The 23,409-nt window shown below is 68.8% G+C and carries 24 protein-coding genes and 2 tRNA genes; 8 read left to right on the forward strand and 18 right to left on the reverse strand.

Annotated elements, in window-relative coordinates; genetic code table 11:
• Positions 1-64 precede the first annotated feature (64 nt).
• On the reverse strand, positions 65-2,617 hold the full coding sequence (locus LXM88_RS10330; RefSeq protein ID WP_262541749.1) for a DUF6600 domain-containing protein: 2,553 nt from the start codon (positions 2,615-2,617) through the stop codon (positions 65-67).
• 162 nt (positions 2,618-2,779) lie between these two features.
• On the reverse strand, positions 2,780-3,487 hold the full coding sequence (locus LXM88_RS10335; RefSeq protein ID WP_262541750.1) for an ArsR/SmtB family transcription factor: 708 nt from the start codon (positions 3,485-3,487) through the stop codon (positions 2,780-2,782).
• Between the two features lie 201 nt (positions 3,488-3,688).
• On the opposite strand from LXM88_RS10335, the gene LXM88_RS10340 reads away from it, so the two are divergent.
• Both LXM88_RS10340 and LXM88_RS10345 read left to right on the forward strand, forming a co-directional pair.
• The gene (locus tag LXM88_RS10340; protein WP_208457657.1) at positions 3,689-3,829 is read left to right on the forward strand and encodes a hypothetical protein; all 141 of its coding nucleotides are present in this window, start codon (positions 3,689-3,691) and stop codon (positions 3,827-3,829) included.
• A 130-nt stretch (positions 3,830-3,959) separates the two neighbouring features.
• Positions 3,960-4,472, forward strand: a complete 513-nt coding sequence (locus LXM88_RS10345) for an acyl-CoA thioesterase (protein ID WP_031399991.1) — start codon at positions 3,960-3,962, stop codon at positions 4,470-4,472.
• 55 nt (positions 4,473-4,527) lie between these two features.
• On the opposite strand, the gene fumC is transcribed toward LXM88_RS10345, so the two are convergent.
• The 3 genes from fumC to LXM88_RS10360 all read right to left on the reverse strand — a co-directional run bounded on the left by fumC (position 4,528) and on the right by LXM88_RS10360 (position 7,808).
• Positions 4,528-5,922, reverse strand: a complete 1,395-nt coding sequence (gene fumC, locus LXM88_RS10350; RefSeq protein WP_262541751.1) for a class II fumarate hydratase — start codon at positions 5,920-5,922, stop codon at positions 4,528-4,530.
• Positions 5,923-6,072: 150 nt separating this feature from the next.
• On the reverse strand, positions 6,073-7,461 hold the full coding sequence (gene norM, locus LXM88_RS10355) for a multidrug efflux MATE transporter NorM (RefSeq protein ID WP_065500472.1): 1,389 nt from the start codon (positions 7,459-7,461) through the stop codon (positions 6,073-6,075).
• 128 nt (positions 7,462-7,589) lie between these two features.
• Entirely contained in the window at positions 7,590-7,808 is a 219-nt protein-coding gene (locus LXM88_RS10360) for an RNA-binding S4 domain-containing protein (protein WP_006486208.1), read from the reverse strand.
• Positions 7,809-8,078: 270 nt separating this feature from the next.
• On the opposite strand from LXM88_RS10360, the gene LXM88_RS10365 reads away from it, so the two are divergent.
• Complete coding sequence (locus LXM88_RS10365) at positions 8,079-8,480, forward strand: hypothetical protein (RefSeq protein ID WP_262541752.1); 402 nt, start codon at positions 8,079-8,081, stop codon at positions 8,478-8,480.
• 131 nt (positions 8,481-8,611) lie between these two features.
• On the opposite strand, the gene LXM88_RS10370 is transcribed toward LXM88_RS10365, so the two are convergent.
• The 8 genes from LXM88_RS10370 to fdxA all read right to left on the reverse strand — a co-directional run bounded on the left by LXM88_RS10370 (position 8,612) and on the right by fdxA (position 12,994).
• Positions 8,612-9,394: a DUF4088 domain-containing protein gene (locus LXM88_RS10370; protein ID WP_262541753.1), complete on the reverse strand. Its 783-nt coding sequence runs from the start codon at positions 9,392-9,394 to the stop codon at positions 8,612-8,614.
• Between the two features lie 161 nt (positions 9,395-9,555).
• Positions 9,556-9,894 carry an AzlD domain-containing protein gene (locus tag LXM88_RS10375; protein WP_034183072.1) on the reverse strand — a complete coding sequence of 113 codons (339 nt, stop codon included), beginning with the start codon at positions 9,892-9,894 and terminating at the stop codon, positions 9,556-9,558.
• Positions 9,891-10,658: an AzlC family ABC transporter permease gene (locus tag LXM88_RS10380; protein ID WP_262541754.1), complete on the reverse strand. Its 768-nt coding sequence runs from the start codon at positions 10,656-10,658 to the stop codon at positions 9,891-9,893. The genes LXM88_RS10375 and LXM88_RS10380 overlap by 4 nt, the downstream gene beginning before the upstream one ends.
• Before the next feature lie 126 nt (positions 10,659-10,784).
• Positions 10,785-11,684, reverse strand: a complete 900-nt coding sequence (locus LXM88_RS10385) for an AraC family transcriptional regulator (RefSeq protein ID WP_262541755.1) — start codon at positions 11,682-11,684, stop codon at positions 10,785-10,787.
• A 62-nt stretch (positions 11,685-11,746) separates the two neighbouring features.
• Positions 11,747-12,232, reverse strand: coding sequence for a CreA family protein (locus tag LXM88_RS10390; RefSeq protein ID WP_262541756.1), 486 nt, complete (start codon positions 12,230-12,232; stop codon positions 11,747-11,749).
• 120 nt (positions 12,233-12,352) lie between these two features.
• Positions 12,353-12,428, reverse strand: a tRNA-Asn gene (locus LXM88_RS10395).
• 70 nt (positions 12,429-12,498) lie between these two features.
• Positions 12,499-12,574, reverse strand: a tRNA-Asn gene (locus LXM88_RS10400).
• Positions 12,575-12,670: 96 nt separating this feature from the next.
• The gene (fdxA, locus tag LXM88_RS10405) at positions 12,671-12,994 is read right to left on the reverse strand and encodes a ferredoxin FdxA (RefSeq protein ID WP_011351384.1); all 324 of its coding nucleotides are present in this window, start codon (positions 12,992-12,994) and stop codon (positions 12,671-12,673) included.
• A gap of 340 nt (positions 12,995-13,334) precedes the next feature.
• On the opposite strand from fdxA, the gene pncB reads away from it, so the two are divergent.
• The 5 genes from pncB (at position 13,335) to rmuC (ending at position 19,305) form a co-directional block, all read left to right on the forward strand.
• The gene (pncB, locus tag LXM88_RS10410) at positions 13,335-14,534 is read left to right on the forward strand and encodes a nicotinate phosphoribosyltransferase (RefSeq protein WP_262541757.1); all 1,200 of its coding nucleotides are present in this window, start codon (positions 13,335-13,337) and stop codon (positions 14,532-14,534) included.
• An 88-nt stretch (positions 14,535-14,622) separates the two neighbouring features.
• Positions 14,623-15,285, forward strand: coding sequence for a LutC/YkgG family protein (locus tag LXM88_RS10415; RefSeq protein WP_262541758.1), 663 nt, complete (start codon positions 14,623-14,625; stop codon positions 15,283-15,285).
• Positions 15,286-15,328: 43 nt separating this feature from the next.
• Entirely contained in the window at positions 15,329-16,759 is a 1,431-nt protein-coding gene (locus LXM88_RS10420) for a sodium:proton antiporter (RefSeq protein ID WP_262541759.1), read from the forward strand.
• An 81-nt stretch (positions 16,760-16,840) separates the two neighbouring features.
• Positions 16,841-17,830 (forward strand): 2-hydroxyacid dehydrogenase, encoded by a 990-nt coding sequence (locus LXM88_RS10425; protein WP_262541760.1) that lies wholly within the window; start codon positions 16,841-16,843, stop codon positions 17,828-17,830.
• Entirely contained in the window at positions 17,827-19,305 is a 1,479-nt protein-coding gene (gene rmuC, locus LXM88_RS10430) for a DNA recombination protein RmuC (protein WP_262541761.1), read from the forward strand. The genes LXM88_RS10425 and rmuC overlap by 4 nt, the downstream gene beginning before the upstream one ends.
• A 78-nt stretch (positions 19,306-19,383) precedes the next feature.
• On the opposite strand, the gene LXM88_RS10435 is transcribed toward rmuC, so the two are convergent.
• From LXM88_RS10435 to moaA, 5 genes are all read right to left on the reverse strand, one after another.
• Positions 19,384-19,869, reverse strand: coding sequence for a GNAT family N-acetyltransferase (locus tag LXM88_RS10435; protein ID WP_262541762.1), 486 nt, complete (start codon positions 19,867-19,869; stop codon positions 19,384-19,386).
• Positions 19,866-20,141, reverse strand: coding sequence for a hypothetical protein (locus tag LXM88_RS10440; RefSeq protein ID WP_006476519.1), 276 nt, complete (start codon positions 20,139-20,141; stop codon positions 19,866-19,868). The genes LXM88_RS10435 and LXM88_RS10440 overlap by 4 nt, the downstream gene beginning before the upstream one ends.
• A 39-nt stretch (positions 20,142-20,180) precedes the next feature.
• The gene (gene moeA / locus LXM88_RS10445) at positions 20,181-21,479 is read right to left on the reverse strand and encodes a molybdopterin molybdotransferase MoeA (RefSeq protein WP_262541763.1); all 1,299 of its coding nucleotides are present in this window, start codon (positions 21,477-21,479) and stop codon (positions 20,181-20,183) included.
• Positions 21,480-21,591: 112 nt separating this feature from the next.
• Positions 21,592-22,209, reverse strand: coding sequence for a molybdenum cofactor guanylyltransferase MobA (gene mobA / locus LXM88_RS10450; RefSeq protein WP_262541764.1), 618 nt, complete (start codon positions 22,207-22,209; stop codon positions 21,592-21,594).
• 28 nt (positions 22,210-22,237) lie between these two features.
• Positions 22,238-23,350 (reverse strand): GTP 3',8-cyclase MoaA, encoded by a 1,113-nt coding sequence (gene moaA / locus LXM88_RS10455; RefSeq protein WP_262541765.1) that lies wholly within the window; start codon positions 23,348-23,350, stop codon positions 22,238-22,240.
• Positions 23,351-23,409: the final 59 nt, after the last annotated feature.

The following is a 23,409-nucleotide window of genomic DNA, read 5'->3' on the forward strand; positions in this document are numbered from 1 at the left end:
CCACGGAACGAAGGCCCGACCGGCTGATGCCGGTCGGGCCTTTTTTGTTTTACGTTTGCGGCACTTACTGGCGGTGCCGCTCATCGTGTCCGCCTTGCGGCGGCGGGTTGCTCGGGCGCGGCGCCTCGACGTGCGGCGCCGGTTGCGGCCGCGGCTCCATCCGGGGCGCGGGCATCGACGGTCGCGGTTCCACGTGCGGCGCGGGCATCGACGGCCGTGGCTCGACGCGCGGCGCCTGCGGCTGCGGGCGCGGCATGTCATGCACGGCGGGGGCCGGCGGGCGGTACTCGTTCACGCGCGGCGGCGCGACTTCGCGGTGCGGTGCCGGTTGCGCGAATTCGGGGCGCGGCTGCGGCGCGGGGGCGGCCCGTTCAGGTTGCGGCTGCGGCTGCGCATGCTGGGCCGGCGTCGGCAAATCGGGACGCGGACGCGGCTGCGGAATCTGCGCCGTATTGTCGAACCGCGGTTGCGGCAGTGCGCGCGGCGCTTCGTTCCGCCCGCCGGGCTGCGCGCCGTCGGGATGCGGTACCGGCACCGCGCTGCGCACGGGCGGCAGCGCATTCTGTCCGGCCGCGTGAAGCGCGGTAGGCGGGGTGGGGCGCTGGCGCTCCATCGGCGCGTGCGGCTGCATCCACGCAGGCGACGGCGCATCGGCTGCGTGTGCGTTGCCGATGGCCGACGGGAAATTGCCGGCCACCGGCGGATGCGGGACGCCGTTTCCGGGCCCGAATGCCTGATGCGGCGCCGGGTTGCCCGGTGCCTGCGGCATGCCGCCGTTGGCGAAGCGTGGCGCATTGGGGTTCTCGCCGTTCGCCGGCCGTGCGGCATTCGGCACGCCCGGCACCGGCACCGGTGCGCCCGGCCGTCCGGCGGCCTGCACGGCCGGCGGCTGGCCTTCACGCGGTGCGCGTGACGGCTGCACGACGGGACCGTGCGGATTCACGAGCTGCACGTTGTGCATCGCCCATGCACCGCCATTCGGGTTGCCCGGAACACGAACCGGGCGAGCCGTGTAGTCGGCCGGCACGTTCGTCTTCACGACAGGGGCGCCGGCGCCCGGTACGCGCCCGCCTTGTTGCGCGAGGTGGGCGGCGGCCTGGTCGCGATACGCGGCCGGCACCGCGGGATTGCGCGTCGCGACGTACGGGTGCTGCGCGATCGCCTCCGGCGGACGGTAGGCGGCATTGCGCAGCCCGCCGGTAAAGCTCTGGCGCACCGGCGCAATGCCGGGCGTACCCGGCGTCACGTGGGCGTTGCGCCATTGCTGCGGATCGACGTGCTGCGAGAAGTGCGCAACAGGCTGACCATGCACGAACGCGGAGGCCGGCACGGCCGTGATCGCGTGCGGCGCGTGGAAGTTCACGTACGTCTTGTTGATGTTGGTGATATTGGTGATGTTCGTCACGTTCACGGTTTTGTTCACGTTCACGTTGACGTTGTTCACCACGATGTTGCGGTTCACGCGGTCGTAGTAGTGCGGGCTCCAGCCGCCCCAGCCCGGGTGCCACGGCTCGCCCGGGCCGAGCGCGAACCATGCGCAACCGGCTGCGGCGACGCCGCCGACGGTCAGCGCGACGCTCCAGTCGGGACCGCCGCCGCCACCGACAAACGCGACGAGCGCCGGCGCATAGACGGGCGGCTCGCTAACGATCATCGGGCCGGGCACCCATGCCCAGCTATCGTCCACGTACGCCCAGCGACCGTAGTGATACGGCGCGAAGCCCCACGGTGCATCGTCGACCCACGTCCAGCCCCACGGCGCCTGCCAGATCCAGTGGCCGTCGTGATACGGCGCCCAGTCGGCCGGCGTGTCGTTCGGCACCCATACCGAGCCGTAATTCGGGGTTTCGCGCCACGTGCCGTTCGCGTCGAGATCCTGGTAGCCGGGAACGTCGCGAGACACGTAGCGGGCCGACACTGATCGCTCCTCGGCCGCGTCGCGGCTGGCGCCCCACTGGTCGAGCGCATCGGGGTCCGGCACCGGTGATTGCTGCGCGACCTGCAGGTCGGTGCCGGTGAATACGACCTGCTGTCCGGGCGACAGCGGGTACTGCCCGTTGCTGCCGTAGACGGTCGCGCTGCCGCTGCGCACCGTCACCGTCGTGCTTGCGCCGTCCGGCGCGACATCGACGCGATAGTCGCCGGGGCCGGTGATGCCGAGCGCGAGGTTCGGCGTGTCGATTTCGTACGACTTGCCGGCCGGCAGCGCGCGCACGTGCGTCGATACGGTGCCGAGGCCGACCTTCAGCTGTGTCGTCGTGTCGTCGAGGTTCAGCACCGACAGGCTCGTCGAATTGCCGAGCCGCACCGCGGTCGAGCCGATGTGCAGTTCCGAGCGCGCGCCGGCATCGTTCCAGAGCTGGTCGCCGGTCGTCAGCGGCCGGTTCACGGCGGCATACGACCAAGTATCGGTGCCGGCCGGTTCGGTCGTCACGGCGCCCGACAGGTAATTGAGCCGTGCAACGCGGCCCGGCGGATCGCCGCCCGGTTGCCGTGCCGCGGCCGCATACGGCGGGGCATCGGCCGATTGCGCGAATGCGGCGGGCAGTGCCGCAAGCGCGACGAACGCGAGCAGCGTGCAGCGGGTGGTTCGCTTGAGCGTGAACAGGGTGGCCATGGTGAGCGTCTTCGTCGTTATCGCGGCGCGTCGATTCGTGCCGTTGAGTTCACAATATCCGCTCGGCCTGTTTCAATGCTCGGTGTTTTGTAAGCCGGATGGCACGCGATGTAACAAAACCTGTCCGTCGCGCGCCGTTGTCGTGCAGCCGCAATACTGGCGTCAAGCGGACGTAAGCCACCCGTCGAAAACCTGCTGTCCGGGCACGGTGACGCGCAGCACGCGCGGCCGTGCGGAACGCTCGATCCAGCCGTGCGCACAGAAGCTGTCGAGCAGCGCGGCGCCGAGCGCGCCGCCGAGATGCGAGCGCCGCTCGCTCCAGTCGAGACAGCCGCACGCAAAGCGGCGCCGACGCGCGCGCTGCTGGGCGACGTCGATGCCCCATTGCGCGAGCGCCTGGGTGCCGAGTTCGGTGGTCTCGATTGCGTCGCCATTGGCGAGCAGCCAGCCGCGCGCAGTGAGCCCGTCGAAGATGCGCACCGCGAGCTCGCCGGCCATGTGGTCGTAGCAGGTGCGTGCGTAGCGCAGTTCGGCCGGCACCGTGCGCGACGGCGGCGGAACCGGGCGGTGCGGCGCGGCCGCGCGGGCGACGTTCGCGAGCGCTTCGAGCGATGCCGCGATGTCGGACGATGCGATCCGGTAGTAGCGGTGTCGGCCGCGCACGTCGAGCGCAAGCAGGCCGCCATCGGTCAGCCGCGCGAGGTGTGCGCTCGCCGCGGACGGCGACAGCCCCGCGATCATCGTCAGTTCGCCGGCCGGTCGTGCGCTGCCGTCCATCAGCACCCACAGCATCGCGGCGCGCCCCGGGTCGGCGATCAGTGCGCCGATGCGGCTCAGGCCCGGAAAGTGGTGGTCGTCTTGATCGGTCATCGTCGTGTCTCGTCTGGCGGGATGATCTGCAGTGTAGTGGGTGCCGGCATTCGATGTTTCGGATCCGGCTGAAATGTCGGATGCAGCGGCGCCGGCACGGGCACGGGCGATGCGGCGGACCGGACTGCGGCCTCGCGCGGGGCGCGCGTAGAATGGCCGGACGCGGCGGCAGCGGGCCGCCGCACGTGACACGAAGCAACGATGAAGACGATTTTCTGCCTGTTGGCGGCCGCGCTCGTCTGCGCGGCCTGTGCGCAGGGCGGCGCGGGCGCCGCCGGCGAGCGGGGCGGCAGCCTCGAGATGTACGGGACGATCGACCAGGGCATCACGATACGCCGCTGACAGGCGCCGATCCCGGTGCGTTTCAGGTGCGCCGGCACCGCCGCGCCACACGGGGCGCACCGCGACGCGTTGTCGCAGTGCACCGTATAATGGCCCGATTACAGCGCCGCTGCCGCCTGGAGCCAACAAGATGTCCCAATCGTCCCCCGTACCGGCCGCCCTCGACCGCACCGAAACCGTCTTTCGCTTCCTCGCCGAGCCGTCGTCCGTGAACTTCGGCGGCAAGGTGCATGGCGGCGCGCTGATGAAGTGGATCGACGAGGTCGCGTATGCGTGCGCGGCCGTCTGGTCGAGCCGCTATTGCGTGACGGTCAGCGTCGGCAACATCCGTTTCCAGCGTCCGATCCTGGTCGGCAATCTCGTCGAGCTGAAGGCGCGCGTCGTCGCGACGGGGCGCACCAGCATGCACATCCATGTGTCCGTGCACGCCGGCGATCCGAAGGGCGGCGTGCTGCGCCAGACGACCGACTGCCTTGTCGTGTTCGTCGCGGTCGACGAGAACGGCAACCCGGTGCCGGTGCCGCCGTTCGTGCCCGAGACCGACGAACAGAAGGTGCTCGCGAAATATGCGGCCGACGTGCGGGCTGCGCTCGACAAGATCGTCGAGATGAAACCGGAAGAGGTCGCGAAGGGCGCGGTCTGACCGTCGCGGGCGCCGCGCCGTTCGCGCCGCGCCCGTCGTTCCGCCGTTACTGCCGTTACCGCGACCCGATCATCTGCTCGGGGCGCACCCACGCATCGAATTCCGCGTCGGTCAGGTAGCCGAGCGCGAGCGCGGCGGCCTTCAGCGTCGTGCCTTCCTTGTGCGCTTTTTTCGCGATCTGCGCGGACTTGTCGTAGCCGATATGCGGATTGAGCGCCGTCACGAGCATCAGCGATTCGTTCAGCAGCAGGTCGATGCGCGCGCGGTTCGGCTCGATGCCCACCGCGCAGTGGTCGTTGAAGCTCTGCGCGCCGTCGGCGAGCAGCCGCACCGATTGCAGCACGTTGTGCGCGATCATCGGCCGGAACACGTTCAGCTCGAAATTGCCGCTCGCGCCGCCGACGTTGACCGCGACGTCGTTGCCGAACACCTGGCAGCACAGCATCGTCACGGCCTCCGACTGCGTCGGGTTCACCTTGCCCGGCATGATCGAGCTGCCCGGCTCGTTCTCCGGAATCGACAACTCGCCGAGCCCGCAGCGCGGCCCGCTCGCGAGCCAGCGGACATCGTTCGCGATCTTCATCAGGCCGGCCGCGACGGTCTTCAGCGCGCCGTGCGCGAACACCAGCGCGTCGGCCGCCGCCATCACCTCGAACTTGCTCGGCGCCGTCACGAACGGCAGCTTCGCCAGCCGGCCGATTTCGTCGGCGACGCGCACCGCGAACTCCGGATGCGCGTTCAGCCCCGTGCCGACCGCAGTACCGCCGAGCGCGAGTTCGTACAGGTGCGGCAGCGCCGATTCGACGTGACGGATACCCTGGTCGAGTTGCGCGACGTAGCCGGAAAACTCCTGGCCGAGCGTGAGCGGCGTCGCGTCCTGCAGGTGCGTGCGGCCGATCTTCACGATGTCGGCGAACGCCTTCGATTTCGCGTCGAGCGTCGCGCGCAGCGTGCGCAGCGCCGGCAGCAGGTGGTTGACGATCGCGTACGCGGCCGCGACGTGCATCGCGGTCGGGAACACGTCGTTCGACGACTGGCCGCGGTTCACGTCGTCGTTCGGATGAACCTTGCGCGCTTCGCCGCGTTCGCCGCCCATCAGCTCGCTCGCGCGGTTCGCGATCACCTCGTTGAGGTTCATGTTGGTCTGCGTGCCGGAGCCCGTCTGCCAGACGGCGAGCGGGAATTCGCGCGGATGCTTGCCGGCGATGATCTCGTCGGCCGCGTCGATGATCGCGCGCGCCTTGTCGTCGGCCAGCACGCCGAGCGACTGGTTCACGGCCGCCGCGGCGCGCTTGACGATCGCCAGCGCGTGGATCAGCTCGGGCGACTGCTTCTCCGTCGAGATCCGGAAATTTTGCAGCGAGCGCTCGGTCTGCGCGCCCCAGAGCCGGTCGGCCGGCACGGCGATCTCGCCGAACGTGTCGCGTTCCATCCGAACTGCTTCGTTCATGATGCACTCCTCTTGGAAAGGGGAAAGGCCGCGCAATGCGCGGCGTCGGGCGTATCGTGAGGCAGTCGCGCCGCTCGCGCGGCGTCGTCGGGACTTCGGGTCTTCAACCGACAAGCATAGCGCCGGCCGCGATTTCGTGTCGTGTCGCGCTCAGTGCCGCGCCGCGATGAGCGACGCGGTCTTCAGATGAAAGCGCCAGGCCATCAGCGCGGCGACGCTCGCGAGGCCGGCCGCGAGCCCCCACCACAGGCCGCGTGCGCCGAGGCCCGCATGGAACGCGAACCAGTAGCCGGTCGGGAAGCCGATGCCCCAGTAGCCGAAGGTCGCGGCGAGCATCGGGATGCGGGTGTCCTTCAGGCCGCGCAGCGCGCCCGACGCGACGGTCTGCATCCCGTCGACGATCTGGAATACCGCGGCGATGCCGAGCAGCGACGCGGCGAGCGACACCGTGGCCGCGTTGGCCGGGTCGTCGAGGTGAAGGTACAGGCCGACGATCGTGTGCGGCGCGACGATCATCACGACGCCCGACAGCGACATGAACGCGACGCCGAGCGCGAGCGCGACGAAGCCCGCATGCCGCGCGGCGACGGGCGAGCCCGCGCCGACCCAGTAGCCGACCCGGACGTTGGCGGCCTGGCCGATCGCGAGCGGCACCATGAACGACACCGACGCGACGTTCAGCGCGATCTGGTGCGCGGCGAGCGACGTCGCACCGAGCACGCCGACCGTGAGGCCGGTGCCGAGGAACAGCGTCGATTCGACCCCGTACGTGATCGCGACCGGCCAGCCGATGCCGATCAGCTCGCCCATCACGGGCAGCTTCGGGCGCGCCGCGGTCACGAAATGGCGGAAGCGCTGCCGGCCGTGCAGCAGCCAGATCAGCGCGAGCGCGGTGAGCCAGATCGTGATCGTCGTCGCGACCGCCGAACCGAGAAAGCCGAGGCGCGGCAATCCGAATGCGCCGTGGATCAGCCCGTAGTTCAGCACGCCATTGACGCCGACACCGCCGATCGACACCCACAGCAGTCGCCGCGCGGCGCCGATCGCGGGCAGGAACGCGCGCATCAGCCCGACGCCGATCAGGCTGCCGAGCGCCGCGAAGCGCAGGATGCCCGTGTATTCGCCGACGTGATGCGCGAGCAGCGGCGGCTCGTGGAACATCAGCAGGATCGGTTCGGCCAGCGACAGCGCGACGATCGCCGGTATCGCGAGCAGCACGGACAGCGCGAAGCCCGTCCAGTAGATGTGCGGCACGCGGTCCTCCGCCTGGGCGCCGCGCGCATGCGCGACGCTCACGCTGACCGACGACAGCACGCCTTGCAGGATGGTGACGATGACGAAGAAGAAGTTCGCGCCGAGACCGCCGGCCGCGAGCGAATCGGGGCCGAGCGAGCCGAGCAGCACCGTGTCGGTGACGCTCATCGCCATCTGTGAAAGTTGCGCGATCGCGAGCGGTGCGGCGAGGCGCGCGGTATCGGCGGCGTGACTGGACAGGGACGGCGGCGCGGCGGCCGTCCGCGTGAGACCGGAATGCGACATGGAATGGGCGCTCGCGCGGGTGCGGGCCCGCGCTGTCTGTATTTATTTTGAGAGACGGCTAGCTTACGGCTTTATTCGTACCGTGTCGAACGCGTGCGCCGATGGCCATGTCGCGGACAGGGGAACGCCTAGGCCTCGCGCACCGCGATGCGCGTGTCGCCGAGCAGCACGACCTGGCCCGCGCGGATCTTGCAGGTCTTGCGCAGTTCGACCGCGCCGTCGACTTTCACCGCGCCGGACGCGACGATCAGCTTCGCGGTGCCGCCGCTGTCTGCGAGGCCGGTGATCTTGAGAAGGTTGTGCAGCTCGACGTATTCGCCGGTCAGCGTGAAATCCAGGTTGGGCATGACGAAGAGGGTGCGCAATGCGCGGGAGGAATCGCCCCGCATCATACGGCACCGCGGGCCGGCGCGCGAGCATGGGCGGTTGCGGCGCGCAGTTGTAAAGGACTGTGAGCGATTCGTCAGCAAATGAAACGGTGGGTAACAGTCTGAGAGATTCGCGAACCGGCGGTGCGGGCCGCGGGTCTTTTGTCGTACCTGCTGCGTGTTGCGGCGGGGGACGCGACGGACCGCATTGCTCTGGTCCGCGCCCACAACTTCTTGAGGAGGATGGTCATGTCCAAGATTCGTACGATGCTGATCGGTGCCGCGCTGACGGCGTTCGCTACTTCGGCTGCGTTTGCCCAGACGGGCACGGCGGCGCAGGGTTCGGCAGGGGCAGGCGTGCAGGCGCAGGCCCCGGCGGCGGACGTCGGCGCAGGCGTGCAGGGCAGCGCCGGCGCGAACGCATCGGGCAATGCGGTCGGCGGCGCAACCGATGCGGTCGGCGCGGCAGCCGACGGCGCGAAGGATACGGCGTCGTCGGCCGTCCACTCGGCCAAGAAGCACACGAAGCATGCCGCGAAGTCGGCCAAGAGCCATGTCGGCTCGGCCAAGACGAAGGCCGGCGAAGCGACCGAAGGCGGCGCATCGGTCGGCGCGGAGGGCGGTGCATCGGCCCAGGGCGCCACGCAGTAAGCGGTGCCCGGCGCCGCGCGACGCTCGCCCCGGACGGCGCGTCGCGACGGCGGCCGTCCGGCGGCCCGGTTCGCTTCGCGCGAACCGGGCCGTATTCATGGGTTCTTGTTTTCAGCAGTGCAGGCGCGCGGTCACGGCCGGCGCTGTCCTTGCCCTTGTCCCTGGCCCGGCGCGGGGCGCGCGGCGGCCGGCGTGAACACGCCGCGCAGCCACACGGCGAGCCGCGCGAACACGTCGTACGGCTCTTCGACGAAGATCTCCGGTTTCAGCAGCCGCAGGTATTCCATGATCTGCTGCGCTTCCTGCTTCTGGAACGAGCCATGTGCGAGCCCGAGCCGCAGCAGCCCGCGCAGTTCGCCGAGCTTGTCGCGCGCGGTGCTGCCGACGCTCATCTCGCACGCGAGCTTGGCCTCGTAGATCCGTTGCCGCAGCGATTCCGCGAGCCGCCACGCGGGCGTCTGCATCAGTTCCTCGAGCGTCTGGATATCCTGGGCGGCACCCTTGATCTGCGACGCGAGCGGGTCGATCAGCGACGGGTCGCCCTGCGCTTCGGCGACGATCGCCTTCGCCCAGTCGCGGCACGCCTTCGCGAGTTCGTCGGGTGTCCATTCGGAGCGCGACGCGAAGCCGAAGCCGAACTCGCCGGCCTGCCGCATCAGGATCGCGACGACGTCCGGAAATTCCTTGTCGAGCGTGCGTTTTGCCCACGCGTACTGGCCGCCCTGCAGCATTCGCTGCACCGCGTGCTCGGTCAGCGGCACCATGTTGTCGAGCAGCTTCGCGCGCAGGAAATCCTCGAACGACGGCGTCGCGAACTGCGGGTCGAGTTTCAGCGACACGCGGACGAACGCGTCGTAGTCCTTGCGCAGGGACTCGAGCGTGTCGTCTTTGAGGGAAAGGGTGATCTGGCCCATGAATCGTCTCGATGGCGGCCCGCGCAAACCGGCGGCCGGCACGGCGCACCGGTACGGGCGCAGCGTCGACCGACCGGTGCGCGCCGAGGCCGGTGGCGGGTCTTCATCCCTGATATCGGCGCGCTGCGCGGAAACTTGAGCGCGCGCGGCGGAGCGTCCGCTCAGGCAGGCAGCCAGTGCGGCAGCACGATCCCTTGCCAGAAAAAGAACACCGCGAGCCCCGCCGCGATCGTCACGAGCGGGCGGCGCGTCGCCGCCGACACGAGCACGGCGGCGAGCGCGCCGACGAGCTGCGGATTGCGCCAGGTCAGCTCGGCCGTGCCGCCGTGCGGTGACACGGTCATCGGCACGATGATCGCGGTCAGCACGGTGACGGGCACGAAGCCGAGCGCGGTCCGCACGAGCGGCGGGAAGGTCAGCCGTTCGCCGAACAGGAACAGCGTCGTGCGGATGGCGTAGGTAATGACGGCCATTCCGAGGATCAGCAGCGCGTAGCTCACGATGCGGCCTCCGTGCGCGAGCCGGCGCGCGCGCGTTCGTGCAGCAGCGTGAGCGCGACGCCGATCGCGACGCCGGCGGCGACCGCGCCGAGCAACCCGAGCTTGTACGGCCAGCCCTGCCAGAAGTACGCGAGCGTGCCGGCCGTCGCGGCCGCCGCGAAATAGCGCAGCGTGCCGAGCTGCGGGACGACGATCGCGATGAAGGTTGCCGCCATCGCGAAATCGAGGCCGAGCGACTGCAGGCCCGGGAACGCCGCGCCGAAGCCGATGCCCGCGAGGGTCCAGACCTGCCAGTTCAGGTACATCGCGAGCCCGGAGCCGAAGAAGTAGTGGGGGCCGATCGCACCGGGCGGGAAGTGCCGGTAGTGCGCATAGGCGACCGCGAACACCTCGTCGGTCATCAGCGCGCCGAGCGTGGCGCGCCAGCGCAGCGGCAGGTGCGCGACATAGGGCGCGAGCGTCGCGCTGTACAGCAGGTGGCGCAGGTTCACGATCAGCGTCGTCGCGAGCACGACGACGAAGCTCGCGCTGCCCGCGATCAGGCCGAGCGCGATGAACTGTGCGGAGCCCGCGAACACGGCGAGCGACATCAGCGCGCCGTGCCACGCGGCGAGCGGGCCGCCGCCGACGAGCGTGCCGAAAATCACGCCGAACGGCGCCGCGCCGATCATCATCGGGATCGTGTCGCGCGCGCCGTCGAGCCATTCGTTGAGCGGGCGGCGAGGGGGCGATGCGGGTGTCGGGTTCAAAGCGTGCTCCTCCATGAGTTGGAGGATAGCGGGCCGGTGGTTTGCGGGCTTGTATGTTCTTGCGGTCGCCGGCGTGGATGCGTGGGCGCTTGCCGGCCGGCGGCAGGCGATGGCCGGGTACCGCGAACGGGCAACCGTGCGTCAGCTCGCCTGCCAGCGCCCGGGCGGCACGCCGAACATCCGCTTGAAATGCCGCGTGAAGTGGCTCTGGTCGACGAAGCCGCTGGCCGCGGCGACGTCGGCGACGGGCACGCCCGCACGCAGCGGCGCCAGTGCGCGTTGCAAGCGCAACTGGTTGCGCCAGGCATGCGGCGGCATGCCGGTCGTACGGGTGAACAGGCGCGCCGCGTGGAACGGCGACAGGCCGGCCGCCTGCGCGACTTCGTCGAGCGTCACCGTGCACGTGAGATCGGCGGCGAGCCGCTCGCGCATCGCATCGACACGCGGTTCGTCCGCCGCGAGCGGCGCCGGTCGCGGCAGCGCGTCGGCATGGCGCACGATCAGCGTCGACAGCGCGTCGAGCATCGCCGTTTCGGCGGCGAGCGGATCGTAGATGCGTGGTGCGCCGGCCGCCGGAGCGCCGGCCGGCTGCCCGTGCGCATGCGAGGACAGCGCGCGCTCACTACCGGCTTCCATCATCCGATGCGCCAGCGCGAGCCGGGCCGCGAGGTCGGTGTCGCGAATCACGTCGGGGGCAAACCACGGTGCGTCCTGCGGGCGGCCGGCGATCGCGCTGGTGAGTTCGCGGATGAATTCGACCGGCAGGTAGCTGACGCGATAGCACCAGCCTTCGTCGGCCGCGCGCGAGCCCGTATGCACTTCGCCGGGATTGATCACGGGCACGGTGCCCGTTTCGGCGACGTAGCCGCTGCCGCGATAGGTGAAGCGTTCCGCGCCTTCGAGAATCACGGGGATCGTGTACGCGTCGTGCCAGTGGGGCGCGAACGTGTGGTCGCGATAGGTGGCCGTGACGAGGTCCGCGTCCGGCAGCAACGGCGTGCGCCAGTAGCGTGCGGAGTCGGGGAGGCGGGTGGCGGACATGATCGGGCGCGGGAGCGGTCGAACCGACAGTGTATCGCTCGCGCGCCCGGCGGGTGCGGGCTTTACTTGACCGGAATCGTCGTGCCGGCCGGCATCGGCACTGCGGTGACGGCGTTCTTCGGGCTGCCGCTGACGATGCGGTCGCTGTAGGTCAGGTAGACGAGCGTATTGCGCTTCTTGTCGACTACGCGCACGACGTGCAGCGTCTTGAAGATGAACGACATGCGTTCGCTGAACACGTCGGTCTGCTGCTTGAGCGGTTCCTTGAAGCTGATCGCGCCGACCTGCCGGCATGCGATCGACGCTTCGCTCGGATCCTCGGCGACGCCGAGCGTGCCCTTGATGCCGCCCGTGCGTGCGCGGGACACGTAGCAGGTCACGCCGTTCACGACCGGATCGTCGTACGCCTCGACGACGACGCGATCGGAGCCCGTTACGCGGAAATGGGTGTTGACGCTGCCGACTTCCTCCGCGTGCGCGAGCGGCGCGGCGGCGAAAACGGAGAGCAGGAGGGCGACGGGTGTGGCGCGGAGGAGGCGGTGCTTCATCGACGGAACCGGATGCGAATGCGGGACGGAGACTCTAGCATGCGCGGGGCCGGGCAGCGAAAACGCGAAAGGGCGGCCGGAAAAACAAAAGGCCCGTCGAATGACGGGCCTTTCGCTGTCTGGCTCCCCGACCTGGGCTCGAACCAGGGACCTACGGATTAACAGTCCGGCGCTCTACCGACTGAGCTATCGGGGAATAAATCGGTACATCTGCGTTTGCGTCACCAACAAAAAACCCGTTCACCTTCAACGGGCCTTTGCGTTTTTGGCTCCCCGACCTGGGCTCGAACCAGGGACCTACGGATTAACAGTCCGGCGCTCTACCGACTGAGCTATCGGGGAACAAACAGCAGAGAAACGAGATTATATGGAGTGTCGGCTAACCCGTCAACCCCCTTTGGGCGCGGCGCACAAAAAATTTCTGCGGCCGCCGCGCGATCAGCGCTCGAGCAGGTGCAGCTTGTCCTGCACGTCCTTCCACTCGTCCGCGTCGGCCGGTGCCGGCTTGGTCTTCGTGATCGACGGCCAGTCCTTCGCCAGCTCGGCGTTCAGTGCGGTGAACTGCTGCTGGTCGCCCGGAACGTCTTCTTCCGCATAGATCGCATTGGTCGGGCACTCGGCGACGCACACGGCGCAGTCGATGCACTCGTCCGGATCGATGGCGAGAAAGTTGGGACCTTCACGGAAGCAATCCACCGGGCACACATCCACGCAGTCCGTGTATTTGCACTTGATGCAGCCTTCGGTCACAACGTGAGTCATTAAAGCGCTCCTGCTTGGCGGTATATATGGGGTGGCGTTTGCGCCAAAAGCGGCATTGTAACTGAAGCGCAAAACCCGCATAACGTGGTCGGCTTTCCGGCTTATATCGTTTCGTGATTAGTTTATGGGGGGCCCGCCTAGGGGGCCCGCCTAGGGGGCCCGCCCAGGGGGCCCGCCGACGGCGCGCGCAAAGGCGCGCCAGGATACGGGCGCCGGCGCGACGGGGCAGGGCGGCAGGCGGTTTCACGATGGTCGGGCCCGCATTCGGGTAACATGGCCGACAGACCGGGCGGCGCGCTGTGCGCCGGGGCCCTGTCACGATATTGGCGGTGCCGCAATCATGATCATCACTTCGCTGCTCGACACGGATCTCTACAAGTTTACGATGATGCAGGTCGTCCTGCATCATTTCCCGGCCGCAAACGTCGAATACCGTTTCAAGTGTCGCACGCAAGGCGTCGATCTCGTGCCGTACATCGACGAGATCCGCGACGAGGTGCGCGGTCTGTGCTCGCTGCGTTTTTCCGACGTCGAACTCGACTACCTGCGGCGGATGCGCTTCATCAAGAGCGATTTCGTCGACTTCCTCGCGCTGTTCCACCTGAACGAGAAGTACATCTCGATCACGCCTTCGCCGAAGGGCAACGGCGAGATCGACATCGTGATCGAGGGGCCGTGGCTGCATACGATCCTGTTCGAGATCCCGGTGCTCGCGATCGTCAACGAAGTCTATTTCCGCAACACGCAGCGCGAGCCCGACTATCGCGAAGGCCGCGAGCGGCTGCGCGACAAGATCAAGCTGCTCGGCGCGAAGCCCGAGTTCGCCGACTGCAAGATCGCCGACTACGGCACGCGCCGGCGCTTCTCGAAGGTCTGGCACGAGGAAGTCGCGCTCACGCTGCGCGACGGCCTCGGCCCGCAGTTCGCGGGCACGAGCAACGTGCTGTACGCGATGAAGCACGACATCACGCCGCTCGGCACGATGGCTCACGAATACCTGCAGGCGTGCCAGGCGCTCGGCCCGCGGTTGCGCGACTCGCAGATCTACGGCTTCGAGATGTGGGCGAAGGAATACCGCGGCGACCTCGGGATCGCGCTGTCGGACGTCTACGGGATGGACGCGTTCCTGAACGACTTCGACATGTACTTCTGCAAGCTGTTCGACGGCGCGCGCCACGATTCGGGCGATCCGTTCGACTGGGGCGAGCGGATGCTGCGCCATTACGAGGCGAACCGGTGCGATCCGCGCACGAAGGTGCTCGTGTTCTCGGACGCGCTCGACATCCCGAAGGTCATGCAGTTGTACGAACGGTTCCGCGGCCGCTGCAAGCTCGCGTTCGGCGTCGGCACGAACCTCACCAACGATCTCGGCTACGTGCCGCTGCAGATCGTGATCAAGATGGTGCGCTGCAATGGCCAGCCGGTCGCGAAGCTGTCGGATTCGCCGGGCAAGAGCATGTGCGACGACAAGGCGTATCTCGCGTACCTGCGCCAGGTGTTCGGCATCGCGCAGCCGGTCGAGGAAGACGCGTCGAAGTGAGCGTCGGCCGTTCGGTCGAAGGTGCGTGGCAGCAGGGGCGGCCGGTATAATCCGACGGTATTGCACGCCAACGTCACGAGGACCGTTCATGGACACTTCTGCTGCCCGTCGCCAGATCCTCGCGCGCATTCGCGCGGCGCAGGGGCGCGCGGCCGAGCCCGATGCAGCGGAGCGCGACGGCGTCGCCGATTATCTTGCCCGTCATCCGCAGGGCCCGCGCCCGCCGGCGCCGGCCGATCTCGTCGCCGCATTCGTCGACGAGGCGGCACGCCTGTCGACGACGGTCGACGAAGTCGCGACGCTCGCCGATGCCCCGGCCGCCGCAGCCCGCTATCTTGCCGCCCACGGCCTGCCGACGCAGGCTGTCGCATGGCGCACGCTGGCCGATCTCGACTGGGCCGGCGCCGGCCTGTCGGTCGAGTGCCGCAAGCCGCGCGACGGCGATCTCGTCGGCGTCACGGGTTGCTTTTGCGCGACCGCCGAAACGGGTTCGCTGGTGCTGCTGTCCGGTCCCGACACCTACGCGTCGGCCGGCCTGCTGCCGGAGACGCACATCGCGATCGTGCCCGCGTCGCGGATCATCGCCGGTCATGAAGACGCGTTCGCGCTGATCCGTGCAGAGCGCGGCGAATTGCCGCGCGCGGTCAATTTCGTGTCGGGCCCGTCGCGCACGGGCGACATCGAGCAGACCATCGTGCTGGGCGCGCACGGCCCGTACCGCGTGCACGCGATCGTCGTACGCGGCGCATGACGCGCCCGCCGCATCCACTATCACTCGAACAAGGAAGTTCTGTATGAAACGACATGCCGCCTGGGCGGGCATGGCGTCGGGAGTCGCGCTTGGCGCCGTTCCCGCGCTTGCATCGGCCGCCACGCTCGACGGTGCCACGCTGTCCGCACTCTGGGGCATCCCGTTTGCCGGGATCCTGCTGTCCATCGCACTGTTTCCGCTCGTCGCCCCCGTGTTCTGGCATCACCACTTCGGCAAGATTGCAGCCGGGTGGGCGGTCGTGTTCCTGATTCCGTTCGCGTTCGCATTCGGCGCGGGAACGGCGTTCGGCACGCTCGTGCATGCGCTGCTCGAGGAATACATTCCGTTCATCGTGCTGCTTACCGCACTCTATACGGTGGCAGGCGGCATCTGCGTGAACGGCAACCTGCACGGATCGCCGAAGCTGAATACCGCGATCCTCGCGCTCGGCACGCTGCTCGCGAGCGTGATGGGCACGACGGGCGCGGCGATGCTGCTGATCCGGCCGCTGCTGCGCGCGAACGACAACCGCAAGCATGTCGTGCACGTCGTGATTTTCTTCATCTTTCTCGTCGCGAACGCGGGCGGCTCGCTGTCGCCGCTCGGCGATCCGCCGCTGTTCCTCGGTTTCCTGAACGGCGTGAGCTTCTTCTGGACGACTACCCATCTTGCGCTGCCGATGCTGTTCATCTGCGTCGTGCTGCTGGCGCTGTTCTTCGTGCTCGACACGTATTTCTACCGGAAGGGCGGCGAGGAGCGGCCGGCCGCGCTCGATCCGACGCCCGACGGCGCGGCGCTGTCGATCGACGGCAAGATCAACTTCGTGCTGCTCGCGGCCGTGGTCGCGCTCGTGCTGATGAGCGGCATCTGGAAGCCGGGCATCACGTTCGACGTGTGGGGCACGCACGTCGCGCTGCAGAACCTCGCGCGCGACGTTGCGCTCGTCGGCGTGACGCTCGCGTCGCTCGCGCTGACGCCGCGTTCGGCGCGCGAAGGCAATGCGTTCAACTGGGCGCCGATCGAGGAGGTCGCGAAGCTGTTCGCGGGGATCTTCGTGACGATCGCGCCGGTGATCGTGATCCTGCGCGCCGGCGCGGACGGCGCGTTCGCGCACATCGTCCATCTCGTCACGGGGCCGGACGGCAAGCCGATCGACGCGATGTACTTCTGGGCGACGGGCTTGCTGTCGTCGTTCCTCGACAATGCGCCGACTTACCTCGTGTTCTTCAACCTCGCGGGCGGCGATGCGCAGACGCTGATGACGACGGGCGCCTCGACGCTCGCCGCGATTTCCGCGGGCGCGGTATTCATGGGCGCGAACAGCTATATCGGCAACGCGCCGAACTTCATGGTGAAGGCGATCGCGGAGTCGCGCGGCGTGAAGATGCCGAGCTTCTTCGCCTACCTCGGCTGGGCGCTCGTCATCCTGGTGCCGGTGTTCCTGCTGACGTCGCTGATCTTCTTCCCGGCGTAACCTGACAACTTTCAACCAAGCGCGGGCGATCCCGGCGGCGCGATGCGCGCGGCGATCGGCCAGCGACATACGGAGATGGCGATGCAGAAGATCCTGGTCGCGCGTCCGATCTTTCCGGACGTGATCGAACGGCTCAAGCAGTATTTCGAAGTCGACTGGAACAACGGCGACGCGCTCGCTCCGGATGCGCTGGCCGCACGTCTGGCGGACAAGGATGGCGCGCTGACGGCCGGCGACCCGGTCGGTGCGGCGGCGCTCGCGGCGGCGCCGCGCCTGCGCGTCGTGGCGAACATGGCGGTCGGCTACAACAACTTCGACATGGCTGCGTTCAACGCGGCGAACGTGCTCGGCACCAATACGCCCGACGTGCTGAACGAGTCGACCGCCGATTTCGGCTGGGCGCTGATGATGGCCGCCGCGCGCCGGATTGCCGAATCGGAGCACTGGCTGCGCGCCGGCCACTGGCAGAAGTGGGCGTACGACGGTTTCCTCGGCACCGACATTTACGGCTCGACGCTCGGCATCATCGGAATGGGCCGCATCGGCCAGGCGCTTGCGCGCCGCGCGCGCGGCTTCGGGATGCAGGTGATCTATCACAACCGGTCGCGGGTCGCGCCCGAGATCGAGGCCGAGCTGAACGCCGAATACGTGTCGAAGGATGCGCTGCTCGCGCGCGCCGATCACGTCGTGCTCGTGCTGCCGTACACGAAGGAAAACCATCACACGATCGGCGCGGCCGAGCTCGCGAAGATGAAACCCACCGCGACGCTGACCAACATCGCGCGCGGCGGGATCGTCGACGACGCGGCGCTGGCCGCCGCGCTGCGCGACGGGAGGATCGCCGCGGCGGGTCTCGACGTGTACGAAGGAGAGCCGACCGTGCATCCGGCGCTGCTCGAGGTGCCGAACGTCGTGCTGACGCCGCATATCGCGAGCGCGACCGAAAAGACGCGCCGTGCGATGGCGAACCTTGCTGCAGACAACCTGATCGCCGCGCTGGGCGAGGGCCCGCGCGCCGGGCAGCCGCCGAATCCGATCAACCCTGACGTGATCGGGAAGCCACGCGCATGACGATGACGTTGTTGCTTGCGGCGGTCGTCGTACTGGCCGTCGCGCTCGTGGTGGCGATCGTCGCGATCGTGCGCGGCGGCGGCCGCCACGACGATGCGGCGGTACTCGGCGACCAGATCGAGGACGCCGCGCATGCGCAGGCGCGCGCGGTCGAGCGGCTCGAGCGCGAATTGCGCGGTGAGATCGTCGAGAACGCGCGCGGTTCGCGCACCGAGCTGGCCGGCAGCTTCTCGCAGCTTCAGCAGACGCTCGCCGCGCAACTGACGAGTGTGGCGACCGTGCAGAACAACCAGATCGAGGGTTTCGCACAGCAGCTCGGCAAGCTCGTCGCCGGCAATGCGCAGCAGTTCGACGCGATGCGCGAGAGCGTGCAGCGCCAGGCGCAGCAGGCGCGCGAGGAGCAGACGGCCGCGCTCAGGCAGTTCGGCGACACGTTGAACCGGCAGCTCACGCAACTGACCGAGGCGAACGATCGCCGGATCGGCGAGGTGCGCGCGACGCTCGAGCAGCGGCTGAAGGAAATCGAGACGAACAACGCGGCGAAGCTCGAGGAGATGCGCCGCACCGTCGACGAGAAACTGCATGCAACGCTCGAGCAGCGGCTCGGCGAATCGTTCAAGCTCGTGTCGGACCGGCTCGAACAGGTCCATCGCGGGCTCGGCGAGATGCAGACGCTCGCGGCGGGCGTCGGCGACCTGAAAAAGGTGCTGACCAACGTGAAGACGCGCGGCACCTGGGGCGAAGTGCAGCTCGAGGCGCTGCTCGAACAGATGCTGACGCCCGACCAGTACGCGAAGAACGTCGCGACGGTGCCGAAGAGCACCGAGCGCGTCGAATTTGCGATCCGGTTGCCGGGCCGCGATGCGGGCACGCGCGACGCACCGCCGGTGTGGTTGCCGATCGACGCGAAATTCCCGCGCGAAGACTACGAGCGGCTGATCGACGCGCAGGAGCGCGCCGATGCAGCGGCGGTCGAGGAGGCGGCCCGCGCGCTCGAAGCGCGCGTGCGGCTGGAGGCGCGCACGATCGCCGAGAAGTACGTCGCGCCGCCGCATACGACCGATTTCGCGCTGCTGTTCCTGCCGACCGAAGGACTTTATGCGGAGATCCTGCGCCGCCCGGGGCTGACCGACCTGCTGCAGCGCGACTATCGCGTGACGGTGGCGGGGCCGACGACGCTCACCGCGTTGCTGAACAGCCTGCAGATGGGGTTCCGCACGCTCGCGATCGAGCAGCGGTCGAGCGAGGTATGGCAGGTGCTCGGCGCAGTGAAGACGGAGTTCGGCAAGTTCGGCGACGTGCTCGCGCGCACGAAGGCGCAACTCGAAACGGTCACGCGCTCGATCGAGTCGGCCGAGCAGCGTACGCGCGTGATGAGCCGCAAGCTGAAGCAGGTCGAGGCGCTGCCGGGCGACACGGCGGCCGGGCTGCTTGGCGCGGAAGGGGCCGACGGCGCAGATGCGGACGACGCGTAACGCGCGTTGTCGACACCGCAAGGAACGAAAACGGGCGCCGCGGCGCCCGTTTTTTATGAAGCGATCGCCGGCTCGCGCTTACTGTCCGGCGAGCGTGTCCAGCGCGTCGCCCGTCACGCGGACGATGCGCCATTCCGGCAGCACGGTTGCGCCCATCTTTTCGTAGAAATCGATCGCGGGCTGGTTCCAGTCGAGGACCGACCATTCGAACCGCCCGCAACGACGCTCGACGGCCAGGGCCGCGAGGTGACGCAGCATCGCGGTGCCGAGGCCGGTGCCGCGCTGCGACGGCTGCACGTACAGATCCTCGAGATAGAGGCCGCGACGGCCGAGGAACGTCGAATAGTTGTGGAAGAACAGCGCATACGCGACGATCGTGCCGTTGCGCTCGGCGACGAGCGCTTCAGCGGCAGGCCGCTTGCCGAACAGTGCGTCGGCGAGATCCGCTTCGGTCGCGACGAACAGGTGCGTGAGCTTCTCGAACTCGGCCAGCTCGCGCATCAACGCGAGGATCGCGCTGGCGTCGCGCGCTTCGGCTGCGCGGATCAGCGGCGTGTCGCTCACGCTTCCTCCGGCGGATCGGACAACACGATCTCGATGCCGCCGAAGCGCGACGCGACCCAGTTGTATGCGTGGCATGCGATCCACAGCAGCACGAAGCCGAGGATGGCGTTCAGCAGCAGCGCGCTCAGGATCGTGCTCAGTTCGACCATCCCGTAGCGGATGTACGCGACGAGAATGCCGAGCAGCACGATCGGCACGCTGAACGTCAGGTAGACGAGGATCAGCGCCTTTGCGGTCTGTCCCGCGGCGATCGACGAAATTTGTTTCTTCATGTGCGGATTGCCCCCGTAGAGATATACCGATAGTGGAATTCAGATCAGGCCGTCGAGCGGCAGGATGTCGACCGGGGTGCCCGCGTCGACTGCCGCGGTATCGTGGCCCAGGACAATGAAACAGTTGGCGGCGGCGAGGCCGCTCAGCGACGCGGAACTCTGCGAACCGGCCGGCGCGACGTGCCAGCGGCCGTCGGCGGCACGCGTCGCGATGCCGCGCAGGTACTCGGTGCGGCCGGGACGCGTCTTCAGCGCATGCGTGCTGAGCGCCGTGTAGGTCGCCGGTGGCGGCGTCTGCGCACCGGCCAGCGTCAGCAGCGCGGGGCGCACGATCGCGTAGAACGTCACGGCGGACGCGACCGGATTGCCGGGCAGCCCGAAGAACAGTGCATGACCGGCACCGCCGGCCGAGCGCGCGAGCGTTCCGCATGCGAGCGGCCGGCCGGGCCGCAACGCGAGGCTCGCAAACGTGACGTCGCCGAGCCGCGCCATCACGTCGCGCGTGAAGTCGGCTTCGCCGACCGATACGCCGCCCGACGTGATTACCGCGTCGGCCTGCGCGGCGACGGCGTCGCGCAGCGCGGCTTCGAGCGCAGCCGGATCGTCGCGGACGATCCCGAGATCGATCGCGTCGACGTGCAGCCTTTCGAGCATCGCGATCAGCATCCCGCGATTGCTGTCGTACAGCGCGCCGCGGCCGAGCGGCTCGCCGGGTTCGCGCAGTTCGTCGCCGGTCGAAAACACGGCGACGCGTACGCGCCGGCGCACCGTGACGTCGGTGAAGCCGAACGACGCGAGCAGGCCGAGATCGGACGGCCGCAGGATGCGGCCCGCGGCGAGCGCACAGGCGCCGCCCGCGAGATCCTCGCCGGCCTTGCGGCAGTTCGCGCCGCGTGCGACGTCGTGCGCGGCGAAGCGGATCGTGTCGCCGTCGACGCGCACGCGTTCCTGCGGAATCACCGTATCGCATCCGGCCGGCATCGGCGCGCCCGTCATGATGCGCACGCATGAGCCGGCCGCTACGAGGCCATCGAACGGATGGCCCGCGAACGCGGTGCCGGCCACCGTCAGCGCGACGTCCCCCTGCGGCGACGCGGGCGCGCCGGCGCCGCCGTCGAACGCATAGCCGTCCATCGCCGAGTTGTCGTATGCGGGAATGTCGAACGGTGCATTCACGTCGGCCGCGAGCACGCGGTCGAGCGCGTCGCGCAGTCTCACCGTGTCGCACGCATCGACGGGCACTGCGAAGCGGCACGCGAGTGCCTGCGCGTCGGCGAGCGACAGCGCGGCATCGGAATCGGGTGCGGTTCGGGAGGCGGGCGAGGATTGCGTGATCATCAGTCGGACTGCGCCGCGAGGCGTATCGGGTTCGTGGCCGGTGGCGCGAGGAGGGTGCCTGGGCGCGGGTTTCGCGTGCGGTGGGCGCCGGGCGGGAACGGTGCGGGCGCCGTCAGCGACGGGCCAGCGCGGCGAGTTCCTGCCAGGAGTTGGCATTGTAAAACGCACGCTCGTCGTGAAACTCGACTTCGACCGTCTTGTGGCGTGCGTACCACGCACGCACCTTGCGGTCGCCGGCCGCGAGCCGCGCGGCGAGATCGTCGGCCAGCGTCGTGCGCAGCAGCGCGAACGTCGGCTGCGGCGAGCGCGCCTGCTGCGCATCGACGGTCACCGCCATCGCGATGTCGGCTTGCTGCGCGTCGAGCGCCGAATGCAGCCGCGCGACGAGGTCGGCGGGCAGATAGGGCGTATCGCACGGCGAGCACGCGACGAGCGGCGCGCGCGCCGCTCGCATGCCGGCGAGCAGGCCCGCAAGCGGGCCGGGGAAATCGGGCATGTCGTCGGCCACGATGCGCGCATCGAACGGCGCACCGAGCTCGGCATAGCGATCGGCGTGGCGATTCGCGCTGATCAACGTTTCGTCGACCTGCGGCGAGAGCCGACGCAGCACGTGCAGCGCGAGCGGCGTACCGTCGAGCAGCTGCAGGCCCTTGTCGACGCCGTCCATGCGCGTGGCGCGTCCGCCCGCGAGCAGCAGGCCGGCGATCGAAGGAGAGGCGGAAACGGGCATCGTGCGCAGGCGAAAAGGGCGGCGTGCGTCAGCCGCCGATATACGACATTTCGACGCGCTTGCCGGCGCCGTCGGGCACGGTTTCGGCCGACGCGCTGCCGCGCAGTTGCGAATAGCGGTCGGTGCGCGCCTGCCAGATGCGGGCAATCGCGGTCGCGATCTCGGCGTCGCTCGCGCCGCCGCGCACGAGCGCGCGCAGGTCGTGGCCCGTCGACGCGAACAGGCACAGGTACAGCTTGCCTTCCGTCGACAGCCGCGCGCGCGTGCAGTCGCCGCAGAAGGCCTGGGTGACGCTCGAGATCACGCCGATCTCGCCGCCGCCGTCCGCATAGCCCCAGCGCTGCGCGGTTTCGGCCGCCGTGTGCGCGTCGAGCGGCACGAGCGGGAAATGTTCGGCGATCCGCGCGACCACGTCGGCCGACGGCAGCACCTCGGTCATGTTCCAGCCGTTCGACGTGCCGACGTCCATGTATTCGATGAAGCGCAGGATCACGCCTGTGCCGCGGAAACGCTCGGCCATCGGCAGGATCTCGCCGTCGTTGGTGCCGCGCTTCACGACCATGTTGACCTTGACGGGCGTGAGGCCGGCGGCCTGGGCCGCGAAGATGCCGTCGAGCACGTCGGCGCTCGCGAACTCGGCGTCGTTCATGCGCTTGAACAGCGTATCGTCGAGCGCGTCGAGGCTGACCGTCACGCGCGTGAGCCCGGCGTCCTTCAGCGCGCGCGCCTTGCGTGCGAGCAGCGAGCCGTTGGTCGTCAGCGTCAGGTCGAGCGGGCGGCCGTCATGCGTCGTCAGGCGCGCGAGGCGCTCGATCAGGAATTCGAGGTTCTTGCGCAGCAGCGGCTCGCCGCCCGTGATGCGGATCTTTTCGACGCCGTGAGCGACGAAAAGTCGCGCCACGCGTTCGATTTCCTCGTGCGTGAGCAGCGCGCTGTGCGGCAGGAACGCGTAGTCCTTGTCGAACACCGCGCGCGGCATGCAGTACACGCAGCGGAAGTTGCAGCGATCCGTCACCGAGATGCGCAGGTCGCGCAGCGGCCTGGCGAACGTGTCGGCCAGCGTGCCGTCAGGGGCATGCGCGACGCCGGAGACGTCCGGCATCCCGCTGACGTCGGCGAGGGGAATGATGCGTCGGGACATATTGAAAGAAGTGCGAGCCAGACTTGTATTTTAGCCGCAAGCGGCCGACCGGGCCGGTG

It is taken from the genome of Burkholderia sp. S-53, from assembly GCF_025560745.1.
Taxonomy (GTDB): Bacteria; Pseudomonadota; Gammaproteobacteria; order Burkholderiales; family Burkholderiaceae; genus Burkholderia; species Burkholderia pyrrocinia.